This window comes from Streptomyces sp. NPDC050759, from assembly GCF_044456945.1.
GTDB lineage: Bacteria > Actinomycetota > Actinomycetes > Streptomycetales > Streptomycetaceae > Streptomyces.
Genome location: NZ_JBITGI010000016.1, coordinates 22376 through 39216 on the forward strand (window position 1 = coordinate 22376; position 16841 = coordinate 39216).

Genomic DNA, 16841 nt, shown 5'->3' on the forward strand with positions numbered 1-16841 from the left:
GCATTCCTGTCCTCCCGTGACCCGGGCGGACGGTACGCGACACCAGCCAGCCCCCACACTCTTCGCCGAGGACCCATCGCACCCCATGAACAGCGACAACGACCTCCAGATCGCCGGCGACCTCCTCGAGGTCCCGCACCTCCTCCAGGCCCCCCGCGAGCACCCGGCCACCGTCGCCGACTTCGTCGGCCTGGCACGCTCCATCGCCGCCGACCGCTCGCAGTGGGCGCACCTCGTCCAGTACGACGCGACGAGCCGCTGGTACCACCGGCTGCGTACCGGACCCGGCTACGAGGTGTGGCTGCTGTCCTGGGTCCCCGGTCAGGGCAGCGGGCTGCACGACCACGGCCGCTCCTCCGGGGTCCTCACCGTCCTGGAGGGCACGCTGACCGAGCGCACCGAGCGGGGGACGCGCGCGCTGGGGGCGGGGGCACAGCGGGTGTTCGCGCCGGGGTACGTGCACGAAGTCGTCAACGACGCGCTGGAGCCGGCGGTGAGTCTGCACGTGTACTACCCGGGGCTGACCGAGATGCCGATGTACACCGCGTGCACCGCCCGCGAGACCCACGACGAGGTGGACGTCGTAACCGCATGACGCGTTGTCGTACCCGCCTGTAAGACTTGCTCCCATGCGCATTGTGGTTCTGGCAGGCGGCATCGGCGGTGCCCGGTTCCTGCGCGGTCTGAAGCAGGCCGCGCAGGACGCGGACATCACGGTCATCGGTAACACCGGGGACGACATCCACCTCTTCGGGCTGAAGGTCTGCCCGGACCTCGACACGGTGATGTACACGCTCGGCGGCGGTATCAACGAGGAGCAGGGCTGGGGGCGGGCCGAGGAGACCTTCCACCTCAAGGAGGAGCTCGCGGCGTACGGCGTCGGGCCCGAGTGGTTCGGGCTCGGGGACCGGGACTTCGCCACGCACATCGTGCGGACGCAGATGATCGGTGCGGGGTATCCGCTGAGCGCGGTGACCGAGGCGCTGTGCGACCGGTGGCGGCCGGGGGTGCGGCTGATCCCGATGACCGACGACCGGGTCGAGACGCATGTGGCCGTGGAGGTCGACGGCGAGCGCAAGGCCGTTCACTTCCAGGAGTACTGGGTGCGGCTGCGGGCGTCCGTGCCGGCCCACGCGGTCGTGCCGGTGGGCGCGGAGCAGGCCAAGCCGGCGCCGGGGGTGCTGGAGGCGATCGCGGAGGCGGACGTCGTGTTGTTCCCGCCGTCCAACCCGGTGGTGTCGGTCGGCACGATCCTCGCCGTGCCCGGCATCCGTGAGGCGATCGCCGAGGCCGGGGTGCCGGTGGTGGGCCTGTCCCCCATCGTCGGGGACGCGCCCGTGCGCGGCATGGCCGACAAGGTGCTGGCGGCGGTCGGCGTCGAGTCCACGGCCGCGGCGGTCGCCGAGCACTACGGCTCGGGGCTGCTGGACGGCTGGCTCGTCGACACCGTGGACGCCGGAGCGGTCGAGCGGATCGAGTCGGCCGGCATCCGCTGCCGGGCCGTACCCCTGATGATGACCGACCTGGACGCGACCGCGCGGATGGCCCAGGAGGCGCTGGAGCTGGCGGAGGAGGTGCGCGGAGCTTGAGCGGCGAGGTGGCGGATGAGACACGGGGCCCGGGGGAAGCGCCGGGATCGGTGGCCGGGAGCCGGGGCGGCCCGCGTGTGGCCGACGGCGGGCCGGCGAAGGGCGACGGGGCGGCGAGCGGCGGTGCCGGGACCGTGGTGGTCGGGTCCGGGCGCGGGGCGGCGAGCGGTGCGGTGGACGGGGGTGGCGGCGGTTTCCGGGTGTGGGCCGTCTCCGGGATGCCCGAGGTCGCTCGGGGGGACGACCTCGCCAAGCTGATCGCCGCCGCCGAGCCGGGGCTCGTCGACGGGGACGTGCTGCTGGTCACCTCGAAGATCGTGTCCAAGGCGGAGGGGCGGGTCGTCGAGGCGGGCGACCGGGAGGCCGCGATCGACGCCGAGACCGTACGGGTCGTGGCCCGGCGCGGACCGCTCAGGATCGTCGAGAACCGGCAGGGGCTCGTGATGGCCGCCGCCGGGGTCGACGCCTCCAACACCCCTTCGGGGACCGTGCTGTTGCTGCCCGAGGACCCGGACGCCTCGGCGCGGGCGATCCGGGACGGGCTGCGGGACGCCCTCGGGGTCGACGTCGGGATCGTCGTCACCGACACCTTCGGGCGGCCCTGGCGCGCCGGGCTCACCGATGTCGCCATCGGCGCCGCCGGGGTGCGGGTGCTGGACGATCTGCGGGGCGGGACGGACGCGTACGGCAATCCGCTGAGCGCGACCGTCGTGGCGACGGCCGACGAACTGGCCGCCGCCGGTGATCTCGTCAAGGGCAAGGCCGCCGGGCTGCCCGTCGCCGTCGTGCGCGGGCTGGCCCATGTCGTGGCCGAGGAGCACGGTGAGGGGGCGCGGGCCATGGTGCGTCACGCGCGCGACGACATGTTCCGGCTGGGTACCTCGGAGGCCGTCCGGGAGGCGGTCACCCAGCGCCGTACCGTACGGGCCTTCACGGACGAGCCCGTCGACCCAGGCGCCGTACGACGAGCCGTCGCCGCGGCCGTCACCGCGCCGGCGCCGCATCACACGACGCCGTGGCGGTTCGTGCTGCTGGAGTCCGAGGTGTCGCGGACCGGGCTGCTGGACGCCATGCGGGACGCCTGGATCGCCGATCTGCGGCGGGACGGGAAGTCCGAGGAGTCGATAGCCAAGCGGGTGCGGCGCGGGGACGTGCTGCGGAAGGCGCCGTATCTCGTCGTGCCCTGTCTGGTGATGGACGGGTCGCACACGTACGGCGATGTGCGGCGGGACGCGGCCGAGCGGGAGATGTTCGTCGTCGCCGCCGGGGCCGGGGTGCAGAACTTCCTCGTCGCGCTGGCCGGGGAGCGGCTGGGGTCGGCGTGGGTGTCGTCCACCATGTTCTGCCGCGATGTGGTGCGGGAGGTGCTGGGGCTGCCGGAGGACTGGGATCCGATGGGGGCCGTTGCGGTGGGGCATCCGGCGGAGGAGCCCCGGCCCCGGCCGGACCGGGATGCGGGGAGTTTCATCGAGGTGCGGTGATGTGCGCCCGTTTCGTCGAGGTGCGGTGGTGGGCCTCGGCTTGCGCCTAGTCTCGTAGGGCTTCTTCCGGTTCCTCTCGTACCCCGTGTCCCGGTTCCTCTCGTACCCCGGGTCCCGGCTCCTCTTCTATCCCAGGACGTCATTCGTGGCAGGACGTTTCGCTCCCCGGCCCACGCGTACGACCGTGCGCGGTGGGGAGGTCGTCGTGCCCGCCGCGCGGCGGGAGGCGGCGCGGGTGGAGGCCCCGCTGGTGCGGAAGTGGGCGCCGGGGTGGCCCGTCGATCTCGGGCTGGTGCTCGGGGCGCTCAGACGGGGGCCCGGGGACCCCACGTTCCGGGCTCTTCCGGACGGGTCCGTGTGGCGGGCCAGTCTTACGCCCGTCGGTCCGGGGACCCTGCGGGTCTGCGTGTACGGCGGTGAGGTGCGCGGCGAGGCGTGGGGGCCCGGGGGTGAGTGGCTGCTCTCGCGGTTGCCGGAGTTGCTCGGGGCCGCGGACGATCCTTCCGTCTTCGTGCCCCGGCATCGGGTGGTGGCTCATTCCTGGCATCGGCGGCCGGGGCTGCGGCTGACGCGGACCGGGCTGGTGCTGGAGTCGTTGATTCCTTCCGTGCTGGAGCAGAAGGTCACGACCGATGAGGCGTATCGGGCGTGGCGGTTGCTGGTGCGGAAGTTCGGGGAGCCGGCGCCGGGGCCTGCGGCGGGTGGGCGGTTGTGGGTGATGCCGGCGCCCCGGACGTGGGCGTTGATTCCGTCGTGGGAGTGGCATCGGGCCGGGGTGGACAACAAGCGGGCCTCGACGATTCTGCGGGCCGTGCGGGTGGCTGCGCGGCTGGAGGAGGCGGTGGGAATGTCTCCGGCGGCCGCACAGGCTCGGTTGGAGGTCGTGCCGGGGGTGGGGCCGTGGACGTCCGCGGAGGTGGTGCAGCGGAGTCATGGGGCGGCGGATGCGGTGACCGTGGGGGATCTGCATCTGCCGGGGATCGTGGGGTTCGCGCTGGCGGGGGATCGGGATGCGGATGATGCGGCGATGTTGGCGCTGCTGGAGCCGTATGCGGGGCAGCGGCATCGGGCGGCTCGGTTGATTCTGTTGAGTGGGCGGGTGCCGGGGAGGCGGGCGCCGCGGATGACTCGGGGGGACATCGGGAGGTTGTGACGGTGTGGCGGGGTGAGGGTTGGCGTTGCGGTTTTCGCCCCCGCCGCCCCTACCCTTCCCGTCCCCAGGAGCTGCCGCCCCTTCGACCCCGCACAGGGGGCTCCGCCCCCTGCACCCCCGCCGGGGCTCCGCCCCGGACCCCGTCGGCCCTGAAGGGGCCTCGTCCTCAAACGCCGGACGGGCTGACATAAGCGGACCGGCGTCGACAAGGAACCAGAACGGACGCCACCGCCCCGGCCCGGCTCGCCCCCACACCCGCCGCCGGAACCTCTCCTCACCGGTCCGACGAGAAGCGGACCGCTCCCGCGGGGATCTTCGCGTCGCACCAGACCCGCGCGCCGTCCCGTAGTTCGTTGTCGGCGCCGATGATCGCGCCGTCGCCGATGACCGTGCCGGTGAGGATCGAGCGTTCGCCCACGCGGGCCCTGGTGCCGATCAGGGAGTCGGTGATGACGGCACCCGGTTCGACCACCGCGCCCGGAAGGATCGTCGAGCCGGAGACCCTGGCACCCTCCGCGATGTACGCGCCCTCGCCGACCACCGTGCCGTCGGTCAGTTTCGCGTCCGGGGCGACCCTGGCCGTGGGGAGTATCAGGCGGTCGCCGCAGCGGCCTGGGACCGCGGGGGACGGGGCCCGGCCCAGGACCAGGTCGGCCGAGCCGCGGACGAAGGCGGCGGGGGTGCCGAGGTCCAGCCAGTACGTCGAGTCGACCATGCCCTGGAGGTGGGCTCCGGCCGACAGGAGTTCGGGGAAGGTCTCGCGTTCCACCGAGACCGGGCGGCCTTGCGGGATCGTGTCGATGACCGAGCGGCGGAAGACGTACGCGCCCGCGTTGATCTGGTCGGTGACGATCTCCTCCGGGGTCTGGGGCTTCTCCAGGAACGCCAGGACCCTGCCCGTCTCGTCCGTGGGGACCAGTCCGTAGGCCCGCGGGTCCGTCACCTTCGTGAGATGCAGGGAGACGTCCGCGCCCGTCGTCTCGTGCGTGCGCACCAGCGCCCTGATGTCCAGGCCCGTCAGGATGTCGCCGTTGAAGACCAGGACCGGCTCGTCGGGGGCGGAGTGCAGACGGGCGGCCACGTTGCGGATCGCGCCGCCCGTGCCGAGGGGCTCCACCTCGGTGACGTACTCGAGGTGAAGCCCCAGGGAGGAGCCGTCGCCGAAGTGCGGTTCGAAGACCTCCGCGAGGTAGCTCGTGGCGAGGACGATGTGGTCGACGCCCGCCGCTCTCGCTCTGGCCAGCTGGTGGGTGAGGAAGGGGACGCCGGCCGCGCGGACCATGGGCTTCGGAGTGTGGACCGTGAGGGGTCGCAGTCTCGTGCCCTTGCCGCCGACCAGGAGGATCGCTTCTGTCACCTGTTGTCTCCGCTTCCTGCCGGGACCGACCCGAACTGTCTTTCGACCGGTCAGTGTATGCAGACCGTTGGTGCGACCGTTGTGCGGCACCTTCGGTGGCCGTGCGGCATTCACGCCTGCCCCCCGACGGCGGTGAAACGGATTACGGACTTTCCTCGGTCTCTCCTCGGTGTCTGCTCGGTCTCTCCTCGGTGTCTGCCCGGTCTCTCTCGGTCCTCAGTGACCGTCAACGACCCTGGAGACGGGCAGCTGTCGTGCGGGTGGATCCGAGTTTGCGGTAGAGCTTCCGTCCGGGGCACTCCGTGGCGAAGCCGTCCCGGTGGCCGGAGATCACGTTCAGTCGTACCTTCTTACCCTTCGGATAGCGGTTGCCACCGCCCGACTTCAGATACGTCCTCCCCTTCGGGTTGCCGCCGTACAGGCCGAGCTTCCACGCGGTGAGCCGTGCGACGGCATTCGTCGCGGCGGCGGACGGCTTCTTGGAGCCGTAGCTGCCGACGACGGCGATCCCCATGCTGTTGGTGTTGAACCCGAGGGTGTGGGCACCGAGGACCGCCTTCGCCACGCCGCCCGCCCGGCCCTCGTAGATGTTTCCGCACTTGTCGACGAGGAAGTTGTAGCCGATGTCACGCCATCCCATGCTCTTGACGTGGTAGCGGTAGATACCGCGAATGAGCGAGGGCACCTGCGTACAGCGGTACCCGTTGCCGGACGCCGTGTGGTGCACGAAGGCCGCCTTGACCTTCTTCGTGTAGACGAACTTCCGCTCGCGCAGCCTCTCGTCGGCGCCCCAGCCGCGCCGGGTGACGATGCGCGGGCGCGGTCCGATGTACGGCTTCGTCCGCTGCTGCTCCGTCAACTCCCCCGCGCGCAGGGCGAACAGTTCCTGTTCGGTCTGCTGCCGGTTCAGCTCCGGGATCTCGGTGGCGCCGGGAGCGGCCAGACCGGTGTTGGCGGCGGACGCGTCCATCGCGGCGGGATCTTCGGGCGGTTCGGCGTTGGGGGCGGACGTGTCCATCGTGGCGGGGTCTTCGCCCGGTTCGGGGGTGGGGGCGGAGCGTGCGACGGCCCGGTGGGGGGCGTCTGCCGCCGCGGCTTCCTGCCGGGCGGACGCCGGTGCGCTCTCCCCCGGGTCCACCAGTTCCAGACGCAGCCCCTTCGGGAGAGGAGCGGTCGTGGGGACCGTACGGGAGCCGCGGCCCATGTCCTCGGCGCTGCGGTCGGCTTCGGCTCGGACCCTCACCTCCACGCCGTCCGAGTCGCCCACCCACAACGGTGCCGTGGCGCCGTGCACGCGGCCGGAGATGCGCTCGGCAGCGCCGGGGTCGGCGGTGTCGTCGTTGTGGGCCTCCAGGTCCTGCCAGCCGGACCAGGTGTCGGTGCCGGCCGCACGGGTGCGGATCTGGACGCGGCCGTGCAACTCGGTGTCCGGGTCGTCCCAGATCACGCCCGCCAGGGAGAAGGGCTGAACGTCCCGCCGGGGCAGGCCCTGTTCGTCGGCCGGGGCGAGGGTGACATCGCGGGAGGCGAGGGGCGCGAGGGGCAGCGACTGGGTGCTGCCGGGGGCTTCCGCGCCCGACGCCGGTCTCACGGCCGCCGGGGACACCGGTCTCGCCGCGACCGCGGGCGAGGTGAGGGACAGGGCGAGAGCGGCCGCGCAGGTGACGCCGACCGAGGAAGCAAGTAGTCCACGCATGCTCCCGATCCTGGACATAGTCATATAAATCTGTCCATCGGGGAACTGACGGTCCGTCGGGTGTTGTTGCGCCGAACCGGTGGCCCCGCGCGAGGGTGTCCGGCCGCGTGCCCGCGTACGCTTCTGCGGATGAACGCCACCGATCGCACCCCTGCCGACCTGCTGCGTTCCGCGCTCGCCGCGGATCCCGCACGCCCCCTGGTGACCTTCTACGACGACGCCACGGGCGAACGTGTCGAATTGTCCGTGGCCACCTTCGCCAATTGGGTGGCCAAGACCTCGAACCTCCTCCAGGGCGACCTCGCCGCGGCGCCCGGTGACCGGGTGACGCTGCTGCTGCCCGCGCACTGGCAGACGGCGGTGTGGTTGCTGGCCTGCGCGTCGGTGGGGGTGGTCGCGGACGTCGGCGGAGATCCGGCCGCGGCCGACGTGGTCGTGAGCGGGCCGGAGACCCTGGAGGCGGCGCGGGCGTGTTCCGGGGAGCGGGTCGCGTTGGCCCTGCGGCCGCTGGGCGGGCGCTTTCCGCAGACGCCGGACGGCTTCGTGGACTATGCCGTGGAGGTACCGGGACAGGGGGACCGGTTTGTTCCGTTCGCTCCGGTGGACCCCGATGAGCCCGCGTTGATCGTGGCGGGGCGGGAGTTCAGCGCGGCGGAGGTCGTCGAGCGGGCCCGGGCCGAGGGGACGGGGGACCGCGTGTTGTCGGGGCTGCCGTACGACACGTGGGACGGGTTGAACGCCGGGTTGTACGGGGCGCTCGCCACCGGGGGGTCCGTGGTGCTGTGCCGTCATCTGGAGCGGTTGGGCGAGGAGGAGCTCGCCCAGCGGATCGAGAGTGAGCGGGTCACGGCTGTTCGTCGCTGACCGGACGGGCGCACGCCGGGAGCGGTCACCCGAGTGGAGCACTACCGGGACGCCGGGGGCGGTCACCCGAATGGAGCACTACCGGGACGCCGGGAGCGGTCACCCGAGTGGAGCACTACCGGGACGCCGGGGGCGGTCACCCGACTGGAGCAGTACCGGCACGCCGGGTGCGGTCACCCGCGTGGAGCAGTACCGGCCGCCCCTGAGAACCGGCCCGCGTCATGGTCGTAAGGACAGATTCGTACGCCATGAGGGGTGGGCCGACCCGTGACCGACAGCGCTCGCGCCCTCGGGCCCGGCCTTGGGGCGTCGGCCGGCGGTGAAGGGCTCATACGCCGCCGGCGGCGACGGTGGCTGCGCGGTGCCGGGCTCGCCGCCGCCGTGGCCGCCACCGCCACCGCCGGTGCCGGATGGGCCCTCTACGCCAAGCTCGAGGGGAACATCACCCCGGACGACGCGGCCGCCGCCGAACTCGCCCGGTACGAGAAGGAGCGGCCCACCTCGCTCGTCAAGGACGCGCAGAACATTCTGCTGATCGGGTCCGACTCACGGTCGGGGGACGAGAACGCGCGGTACGGGCGGGACTCGGGGACCGAGCGGTCGGACACCACGATCCTGTTGCATCTGTCCGCCGGACGGCGCACCGCGACGGCCGTGTCGCTGCCGCGGGACCTGATGGTGCAGGTGCCGGCCTGTCTGGGGTCGGACGGGACCCGTGGTGAACCCGCGTTCACGATGTTCAACGGCGCCTTCCAGAAGGGCGGTTCGGCCTGCACGATCCGGACCGTCGAGAAACTCACGAACATTCGCGTGGACCATCACATGGTCGTCGACTTCCACGGGTTCAAGGACATGGTGGACGCCGTCGACGGAGTGACGGTCTGTCTCGACGAACCGATCAACGACAAGGCGGCCAAGCTGCGGCTTCCGGCGGGCCGGGTGACGCTGGACGGCGAGGAGGCGCTCGGCTATGTGCGGGCCCGCAAGTCCCTCGGCGACGGCAGCGACACCGAGCGGATGGACCGTCAGCAGCGTTTTCTCGGGGCGCTCGTCCACAAGGTGCAGAGCAATGACGTACTGCTGAATCCGGTGAAGCTCTATCCCGTGCTGGACGCGGCGACTTCCTCGCTCACCACCGATCCCGATCTGGCGAGTCTGCGCGGGCTGTACGAACTCGTGCGCGGCTTGCGGCACATCCCTACGGAGCGTGTGCAATTCCTTACCGTGCCGCGGGAGCCGTACGTCAACGACGCCAATCGTGATCAACTCGCGGAACCCGAGGCCCGGCGACTTTTCGAACGGTTGCGCAAGGATGCGCCGGTGAAGGTGACGGAGAAAGCCCGGAAGTTTTCAGAACATTCTCATGACGAAGAACCCTATGGAGAATCTGAGAACGGGGGCACGGCGCCCACCTTCCGCGGCAACACGGCCGCCGAGGACAGCTGCGGGTAAAGCGTTTCCCAAGGCGGCGAACCGGTGTCCGAGCAAATGGGCGGATTGCCCGGTTGTAGGGGCGTGGAATTTGTCACCGCCGTAACCTGTCGGCGAATCGGGCAGCTAGTGTGAGCGCTCCGGTGCATCCGGCCGACGGAGGATTCAGCAACCGTGGACGCACAAGGCCGTGGGCGGGCGGGCGACATCGACCCCGCAGACCAGTGGGTACTCAACCCGCACACCGGTGAATACGAACTGCGACTGACCCCTTCCGCACCGCAGTCGGGTATTCCCGGTCCCCGCAGATCCGCGCCCTCCCCGAACAGGGCGGGAGTACCCGCCGCTCGTACGGCCACTCCCGTGGCGCCGGGCCGTGCGGTGCCGCCGCCGCGCAGGCGGCGGGGCGCGCCGCCCGAGGAGCCACTGCCGGGTCGCCGTGGGCGCCGGCCGGTCAAGAAGAAGTCGACGGCGAAGAAGGCCCTGCTGTGGACGGGCGGCACGATGGCGTTCGTGCTGGTCGCGGCGGCGGGCGGTGGCTATCTCTACATCCGGCACCTGAACGGCAACATCACCTCCGTCTCCGACGACGGTGCGAGCACCGGCGGCTTCCAGTCGGACAAGGCGATCAACATCCTGCTGATCGGCACCGACAAGCGCACCGGCGCGGGCAACGAGAGCTACGGCGACAAGGACAGCGTCGGGCACGCGGACACCACGATCCTGCTGCACGTCTCGAAGGACCGGACGAACGCGACCGCGCTGAGCATCCCGCGCGACCTGATCGTGGACGTCCCCGACTGCGAGACCAAGCAGGAGGACGGCAGCACCAAGGTCATCCCGGGCACGGACGACGTCCGCTTCAACACGAGCCTGGGCCAGGACGAACGGACGCCCAGCTGCACGGTGCGGACCGTCACCGAGCTCACCGGGATCCAGGCCGACAACTTCATGGTGGCCGACTTCAACGCGGTCAAGACGCTGACCACGGCGGTCGGCGGGGTCGAGATCTGTCTGGCCAAGGACATCGACGACGAGGACTCCAAGCTCAAGCTGTCGAAGGGCACGCACACCATCTCGGGCGAACAGGCTCTCGCCTTCGTGCGCACGCGGCACTCGGTCGGCTTCGGCGGTGACCTGAGCCGGATCACGCTCCAGCAGCAGTTCCTGAGCGCGCTGATGCGCAAGCTGAAGTCGAACGACACGCTCACCGACCCGACGAAGATGATCAAGCTGGCGGAGGCGGGCACCAAGGCGCTGACCGTCGACTCCAACCTCGACAGCATCGGCAAGCTCAAGGACCTCGGTCTGGAGCTGGGCAAGCTGAACGTGAAGAACCTGACGTTCACCACGGTGCCGGTCGTCGACAACCCGACGGAGAAGGTGAAGGCGACGGTCGTCCTCAACAACGCGACGGCCCCCACCGTCTTCGACATGATCAAGAACGACGTGTCGTTCACCGAGGTCAAGAAGAAGGCGAGCGCGTCCAAGAGCGCCGAGGCGGCCGAGGCGGCGGCCCGGCTCAAGGGCACGAAGTCGGCCGCGTCCGAGGTGCGGGTGCGCATCCTCAACGGCGGTGCGGCGGCGGGCAGCGCGCAGGCCGAGCTGGAGTACCTGCAGAACGAAGAGGGCGTACTGAAGTCGGAGAACGCCGGCAACGCGAACGCGGCGCTGGCGAAGACGACCCTGGAGTACGCCCCCGACCAGGCCGACCAGGCGCGCAGGCTCGCGGACATCCTGGGCCTGTCCGGAGCCCAGCTGAAGCCCGGCAAGAGCGTCACCAACTCCCAGGGCCTGCCCACCATGACCCTCACCCTCGGCAAGGACTTCAAGGGCGCCGGGGTGTCCTTCACCACGGCGACGAAGGCACCCGAGGGGGTGCAGCAGTCGACGGCCGACAAGGTCGAGTGCGCCAAGTAGGCAAGGCCGCGAGCGTGCGTGCCGGACGCTCGTGCCGCAGACGGGAGTTGTTCGCAGGCTCCGCGGTGACCTAAGAGGCCTGTCGTGCGTCTAACCAGTCGTACGGCAGGTCTTTGCGTTCGTTCTGCGTGAGGGTGGGGAGACAGGGGATGGGGCACAGCAGTGTGCACGAGGAGGGGGCGCGGCCGGATGTGCGGCCCGCCGAGGGGCCCGGTCCGGACAGACCCGGGCGGCACGGGCGGCGGCGGGCCAGGGCCCAGCGCAAGCACCGGGTGCTCAGATGGTCGGCGACCACGCTCGCCGTGCTGATACTCGGCACGGCCGGCGCCGGATACCTCTACTACCAGCATCTGAACGGCAACATCCGCAAGGGTGAGCGCAGCAGCGGTGACTCCAAGGCGCGCAAGGCCGAGGCCAACGCGGCCGGGCAGACGCCGTTGAACATCCTGCTGATCGGCTCGGACAGCCGTAACTCCGACGAGAACGTGAAGCTCGGCGGCAGCAGGGACAACCGCGGCAACCCGCCGCTGGGCGATGTGCAGATGCTGATCCACCTGTCCGCGGACCGCAAGAGCGCCGCGATGGTGAGCATCCCGCGCGACACCCGGGTCGACATTCCCAAGTGCACGGACCCGGACACCGGGAAGACGTACCCGCCGACCAACGACATCATCAACACCACCCTGGCGCGCGGCGGCGCCGGCTGCACGCTCGCCACCTGGCAGAACCTCACCGGGGTCTACATCGACCACTGGATGACGATCGACTTCTCGGGCGTGGTGCGGATGGCGGACGCCATCGGCGGTGTCTCGGTCTGTGTGAAGCAGAACGTGTGGGACCGCCCGACGGCCCAGGTGCCCGGCGGATCCGGGCTGAAGATGCCGGAGGGCACGCACAAGGTCAAGGGCGAGCAGGCCCTGCAGTGGCTGCGCACCCGGCATGCCTGGGGCAGCGACCTGATGCGGGCCAGGGCCCAGCACATGTACCTGAACTCGATGATCCGCACGCTGAAGGGGCAGAACGTCTTCACCGACACCCCGCGGCTGATGGACCTCGCCGAGGCGGCCACGAAGTCCCTCCAGGTGTCCGAGGAGATCGGCTCGGTCAAGGAGCTCTACGACCTGGGCATGCAGCTCAAGTCGGTGCCGACGGACCGCATCACCTCGGTGACGATGCCGAACGTCAAGGATCCGAAGAACAAGGAGCACGTCGTACCCGACGGCGCGAACGCCGACAAGCTCTGGGAGATGCTCCGCGACGACGTGTCCCTCGACAAGAAGGGCAAGGCCTCGAAGGGGAAGAAGACCGTCGCGGCCACCAAGGCGCCTTCCGCGCCGGACGGCGAGATCGGCGTCCTCGTGCAGAACGCGACGGCGACCTCCACCCTCGGCCCGGTGGGCGGACGCGCCGGCACGATCGCCGAGGAGCTCGTGCGGAAGGGTTTCTCGCAGGCGTCCAAGGACGCGACGGCGGGCCTCTCCGAAGACCGGACGGTGGTGCGCTACCCGAGCGCCGACCTGGAGGGCGACGCCCAGCGCATCGCCAAGTCCCTGGGAATCCCCATGAGTTCGGTGAAGAAGTCGACCGATGTCTCCGGGGTCACCCTCGTCGTGGGCGCCGACTGGCGTACCGGGACGGCGTATCCGAAGCAGTCCGAGGCCAAGGCCGGTGATCTGCCGGGCAACACGGACGCCATCAACGGCTCGGACACCGGTCAGTGCATGGATGTGTACTCGGTCTACACCTATTAGGAGAACGGGACGGCCGGGGGCCGAACGGAGGGGCCGGGGTGTGCGTACATACTGACAGGATCGGAGCAGGAACAACTCACGTCGCTCCAGGCCCAACCGGGCGGATAGTGTGAGCGATCCAGCGATCGCCGTGTGGCCCTGACGGAGGATTCGGACAACGTGGACGCACAAGGCCGTGGGCGGGCGGACGACGTCGACCCCGCAGACCAGTGGGTGCTCAATCCGAACACCGGCGAATACGAACTGCGACTGAGCCCTTCCGCACCGCAGCCGGGAATTCCCGGCCCGCGCAGGGCCGCGGCCGCGCCTTCGCCGAGCAGGACGGGTGTACCGGGCAGTCGTACGACCGCCCCCGTGGCCCCCGGCCGGGACGTACCGCCACCGCGCAGGCGGCGGGGCGCGCCGCCCGAGGAGCCGCTGCCGGGGCGGCGCGGACGGCGGCCGGTCAAGCAGAAGTCGAAGGCGAAGAAGGCCCTGCTGTGGACCGGCGGCACGATGGCGTTCGTCCTGGTCGCCGGTGCCACGACGGGCTACTTCTACCTCAAGCACCTCGAGGGCAACGTCGGCACGACCGACGTCGGCGACGCGGCCGCCAGCAACTTCAGCAAGGACGAGGCCTTCAACATCCTCATCATCGGCACCGACAAGCGCACCGGTGAGGGCAACGAGGGCTACGGCGACGCGGGCAGCGTGGGCCACGCCGACACCAACATCCTGCTGCACGTCTCCAAGGACCGGACGAACGCGACCGCGCTCAGCATCCCGCGCGACCTGATCGTCGACATACCGGACTGCGAGACCAAGCAGGAGGACGGCTCCGAGACGGTCGTCGCGGGGCAGGAGGACGTCCGCTTCAACAAGAGCCTCGGCGAGAAGGGCCGGGACGCGGGCTGCACGATGCGCACGGTCGAGGCGGCCACCGGCATCAAGCCCGACCACTTCGTGATGGCCGACTTCAACGCGGTGAAGACCCTGACCACGGCGGTGGACGGGGTCGAGGTCTGTGTGGAGAAGGCCGTCGACGACAAGCAGTCGAAGCTCGTCCTGCCCGCCGGCAAGTCGAAGGTGGAGGGCGAGCGGGCCCTCGCCTTCGTGCGTACCCGGCACGCCTTCGGCAACAAGGGCGACCTGGACCGGATCAAGGCGCAGCAGCAGTTCCTGGGCTCGCTGATGCGCAAGATGACCTCCGGCGACACCCTCACCAGCCCCACCAAGCTGCTGAAGCTGGCGGAGGCCGCGACCAACGCGCTGACCGTGGACAAGGCGATCGGCAAGGTCGGCACGCTCAAGGACATCGCCCTGGAGCTCAAGAAGGTGCCGACGAAGAACATCAGCTTCATGACGATCCCGGTCAAGGACAACCCCGCCGAGACGGTGGTCAAGGCGACGGTGGTCATCGACGACACGAGGGCCCCCGCGATCTTCGACGCGATCAAGAACGACGTCTCCTTCACCGAGGTCAAGAAGCAGGAGAAGAAGGAGAAGGCGGAGGTCGCGGCCCGGCTCAAGGGCACCAAGTCCGCCGCGTCCGACGTCCGCGTGCGCATCCTCAACGGCGGTGCGGCGGGAGGCAGCGCGCAGCAGCAGCTGGCCTACCTCCAGACCGAGGAGGGCGTGACCAAGTCCGAGAACGCGGGCAACGCCGAGGCGGCGCTCGCGAAGACGACCCTGGAGTACGCCCCCGACCAGGCCGACCAGGCGCGCAGGCTCGCGGACATCATGGGGCTCTCCGGTTCGGCGATGAAGCCGGGCAAGAGCGTCACCAACGCGCAGGGCCTGCCGACCATGACCCTCACCCTGGGCAAGGATTTCAAGGGCGCGGGCGTGAAGCTCAACTCCTCCGCGGCGGCCGCACCGGGCGTGGACAAGTCGACGGCGGACAAGGCGCAGTGCGCGAGCTGAGGTCCACAGAGGCAGGCCCCAGGTCTCACACAGGTTCGTAGGGCAACCTCACGGGCCCGTCGTATGTCTAAGACGTGCGGCGGGCCCGACGCATGGCGTGCGGGTCCGGTGGGGTGGGTGGGGAGGACGGGAACGTTGACAACGCAATACAGCGTGCAGGACGTCGCGCCGGGGACCGAGGCGGAGTCCGGGCACGGCAGCCGCAGGGCGCCGCGCAAGCACCGGATGCTCAGATGGTCCGCGACCACGCTCGCGGTGCTGATACTCGCGGTGGCCGGGACCGGCTACCTCTACTACCGGCACCTGAACTCCAACATCGAGCAGGACGACCTGAACCTGGGCGACAACAAGGTCGCCGAGCCGACGCCGAACGCGGCGGGCCAGACCCCGCTGAACATCCTGATCATCGGTTCCGACGCGCGGGACAACGAGGAGAACCAGAAGCTGGGCGGCGCCAAGGAGACGTTCGGCTCCACTCCGCTCGCGGACGTGCAGATGCTGCTGCACCTGTCCGCCGACCGCAGCAACCTCTCGGTCGTCAGCATGCCGCGCGACACCCTCGTGAAGATCCCCACGTGCACGGATCCGGACGACGGCAAGGTGTACGCGGCGAGCGACGGCCGGGCGATGACCAACCAGAGCCTCGGCCACGGCGGCCCGGGCTGCACGGTGGCCACCTGGCAGGAGCTCACCGGCATCCACATCGACCACTTCATGATGGTCGACTTCTCGGGCGTGGTGTCCATGGCCGACGCCATCGGCGGTGTCCCGGTCTGCGTGGACGCCAACATCCTCTCGCGGGACAGCAAGGGGCACGGCTCCGGCCTGAAGCTGGAGAAGGGCACGCACCCGGTCAAGGGCGAGCAGGCCCTGCAGTGGCTGCGCACCCGCTACGGCTTCGAGGACGGCAGCGACCTCGCCCGCGCCAAGGCCCAGCACATGTACATGAACTCGATGGTCCGTGAGCTGCGCGACAACGCCACCCTCAGCAGCCCGAACAAGCTGCGCAAGCTCGCCGAGCAGGCCACGAAGGCGGTCACGGTCGATTCGGGACTCGGCACCGTGAAGAAGCTCTACGACCTCAGCAACGAGCTGCGGAAGGTCGAGCCGGAGCGCATCACCATGACCACGATGCCCAATCGGTACGTGGGCGCCCGGGTGGAGCCGACCGAGGACGCCGAGCAGCTCTTCCGGCTGGTGCGCGACGACATCGCGCTGGACGGCAAGGACGCGAGGAAGGCGACCGCCGAGAAGGCCGAGGCGGCCTCCGACGACCCGGCCGCCGCGAAGGACGAGATCGGGGTCCTGGTCCAGAACGGCACCCGCACCGGCTCCCTGGCCGCGGCGAGCGGCCGCGCGAGCACGGTGGCCGGACTGCTGGTGGACAAGGGCTACGACAAGGCGGTCGCCGACCGGACGGGGTCCCTGAGCGAGCCGACGACACTCGTGCGCTACCCGAGCGCCGAACTGGAGGGCGACGCCCAGGCGGTCGCCAAGTCCCTGGGGATCCCCATGAGTTCGGTGAAGAAGTCGACGGACGTCTCCGGGGTCACCCTCGTCATCGGCGCCGACTGGCGCGAGGGTACGACGTACAAGGCTGCCAAGGAGGACAACACCACCCCGAAGACGGCTGAGGCCCTCAACGGGGCGGACGACTCGGCCTGCATGCACGTCAACCCGGGGTTCACCTGGTGATG

12 protein-coding genes are annotated in these 16841 nt (G+C 70.4%); 10 read left to right on the forward strand and 2 right to left on the reverse strand.

Annotated features, from left to right (window positions below; translation table 11 throughout):
- Window positions 1–85: 85 nt before the first annotated feature.
- The 4 genes from ACIBJB_RS36105 to ACIBJB_RS36120 all read left to right on the forward strand — a co-directional run bounded on the left by ACIBJB_RS36105 (window position 86) and on the right by ACIBJB_RS36120 (window position 4223).
- Complete coding sequence (locus ACIBJB_RS36105; protein ID WP_398937130.1) at window positions 86–595, forward strand: cysteine dioxygenase; 510 nt, start codon at window positions 86–88, stop codon at window positions 593–595.
- Window positions 596–629: 34 nt separating this feature from the next.
- Window positions 630–1589: a 2-phospho-L-lactate transferase gene (gene cofD / locus ACIBJB_RS36110; RefSeq protein WP_398937132.1), complete on the forward strand. Its 960-nt coding sequence runs from the start codon at window positions 630–632 to the stop codon at window positions 1587–1589.
- Between the two features lie 137 nt (window positions 1590–1726).
- Window positions 1727–3070, forward strand: a complete 1344-nt coding sequence (locus ACIBJB_RS36115; RefSeq protein WP_398937464.1) for a coenzyme F420-0:L-glutamate ligase — start codon at window positions 1727–1729, stop codon at window positions 3068–3070.
- Between the two features lie 145 nt (window positions 3071–3215).
- Window positions 3216–4223, forward strand: a complete 1008-nt coding sequence (locus tag ACIBJB_RS36120) for a DNA-3-methyladenine glycosylase family protein (RefSeq protein WP_398937134.1) — start codon at window positions 3216–3218, stop codon at window positions 4221–4223.
- 274 nt (window positions 4224–4497) lie between these two features.
- Here ACIBJB_RS36120 and ACIBJB_RS36125 read toward each other — a convergent pair whose 3' ends face one another.
- Both ACIBJB_RS36125 and ACIBJB_RS36130 read right to left on the reverse strand, forming a co-directional pair.
- Window positions 4498–5580, reverse strand: coding sequence for a sugar phosphate nucleotidyltransferase (locus ACIBJB_RS36125; RefSeq protein WP_398937136.1), 1083 nt, complete (start codon window positions 5578–5580; stop codon window positions 4498–4500).
- Window positions 5581–5806: 226 nt separating this feature from the next.
- A complete protein-coding gene (locus ACIBJB_RS36130; protein ID WP_398937138.1) occupies window positions 5807–7276 on the reverse strand; it encodes a peptidoglycan recognition protein in 1470 nt (489 codons plus the stop codon).
- Between the two features lie 129 nt (window positions 7277–7405).
- Between ACIBJB_RS36130 and ACIBJB_RS36135 the strand changes: the two genes are divergently transcribed.
- The 6 genes from ACIBJB_RS36135 to ACIBJB_RS36160 all read left to right on the forward strand — a co-directional run bounded on the left by ACIBJB_RS36135 (window position 7406) and on the right by ACIBJB_RS36160 (window position 16839).
- Complete coding sequence (locus ACIBJB_RS36135; RefSeq protein ID WP_398937139.1) at window positions 7406–8140, forward strand: TIGR03089 family protein; 735 nt, start codon at window positions 7406–7408, stop codon at window positions 8138–8140.
- A 267-nt stretch (window positions 8141–8407) separates the two neighbouring features.
- Complete coding sequence (locus ACIBJB_RS36140) at window positions 8408–9592, forward strand: LCP family protein (RefSeq protein WP_398937141.1); 1185 nt, start codon at window positions 8408–8410, stop codon at window positions 9590–9592.
- 153 nt (window positions 9593–9745) lie between these two features.
- Window positions 9746–11491 (forward strand): LCP family protein, encoded by a 1746-nt coding sequence (locus ACIBJB_RS36145; RefSeq protein ID WP_398937143.1) that lies wholly within the window; start codon window positions 9746–9748, stop codon window positions 11489–11491.
- Window positions 11492–11640: 149 nt separating this feature from the next.
- Window positions 11641–13242, forward strand: coding sequence for an LCP family protein (locus ACIBJB_RS36150; RefSeq protein WP_398937145.1), 1602 nt, complete (start codon window positions 11641–11643; stop codon window positions 13240–13242).
- A gap of 159 nt (window positions 13243–13401) precedes the next feature.
- Entirely contained in the window at window positions 13402–15144 is a 1743-nt protein-coding gene (locus ACIBJB_RS36155; protein ID WP_398937148.1) for an LCP family protein, read from the forward strand.
- Between the two features lie 63 nt (window positions 15145–15207).
- Window positions 15208–16839, forward strand: a complete 1632-nt coding sequence (locus ACIBJB_RS36160) for an LCP family protein (protein ID WP_398937150.1) — start codon at window positions 15208–15210, stop codon at window positions 16837–16839.
- Window positions 16840–16841: the final 2 nt, after the last annotated feature.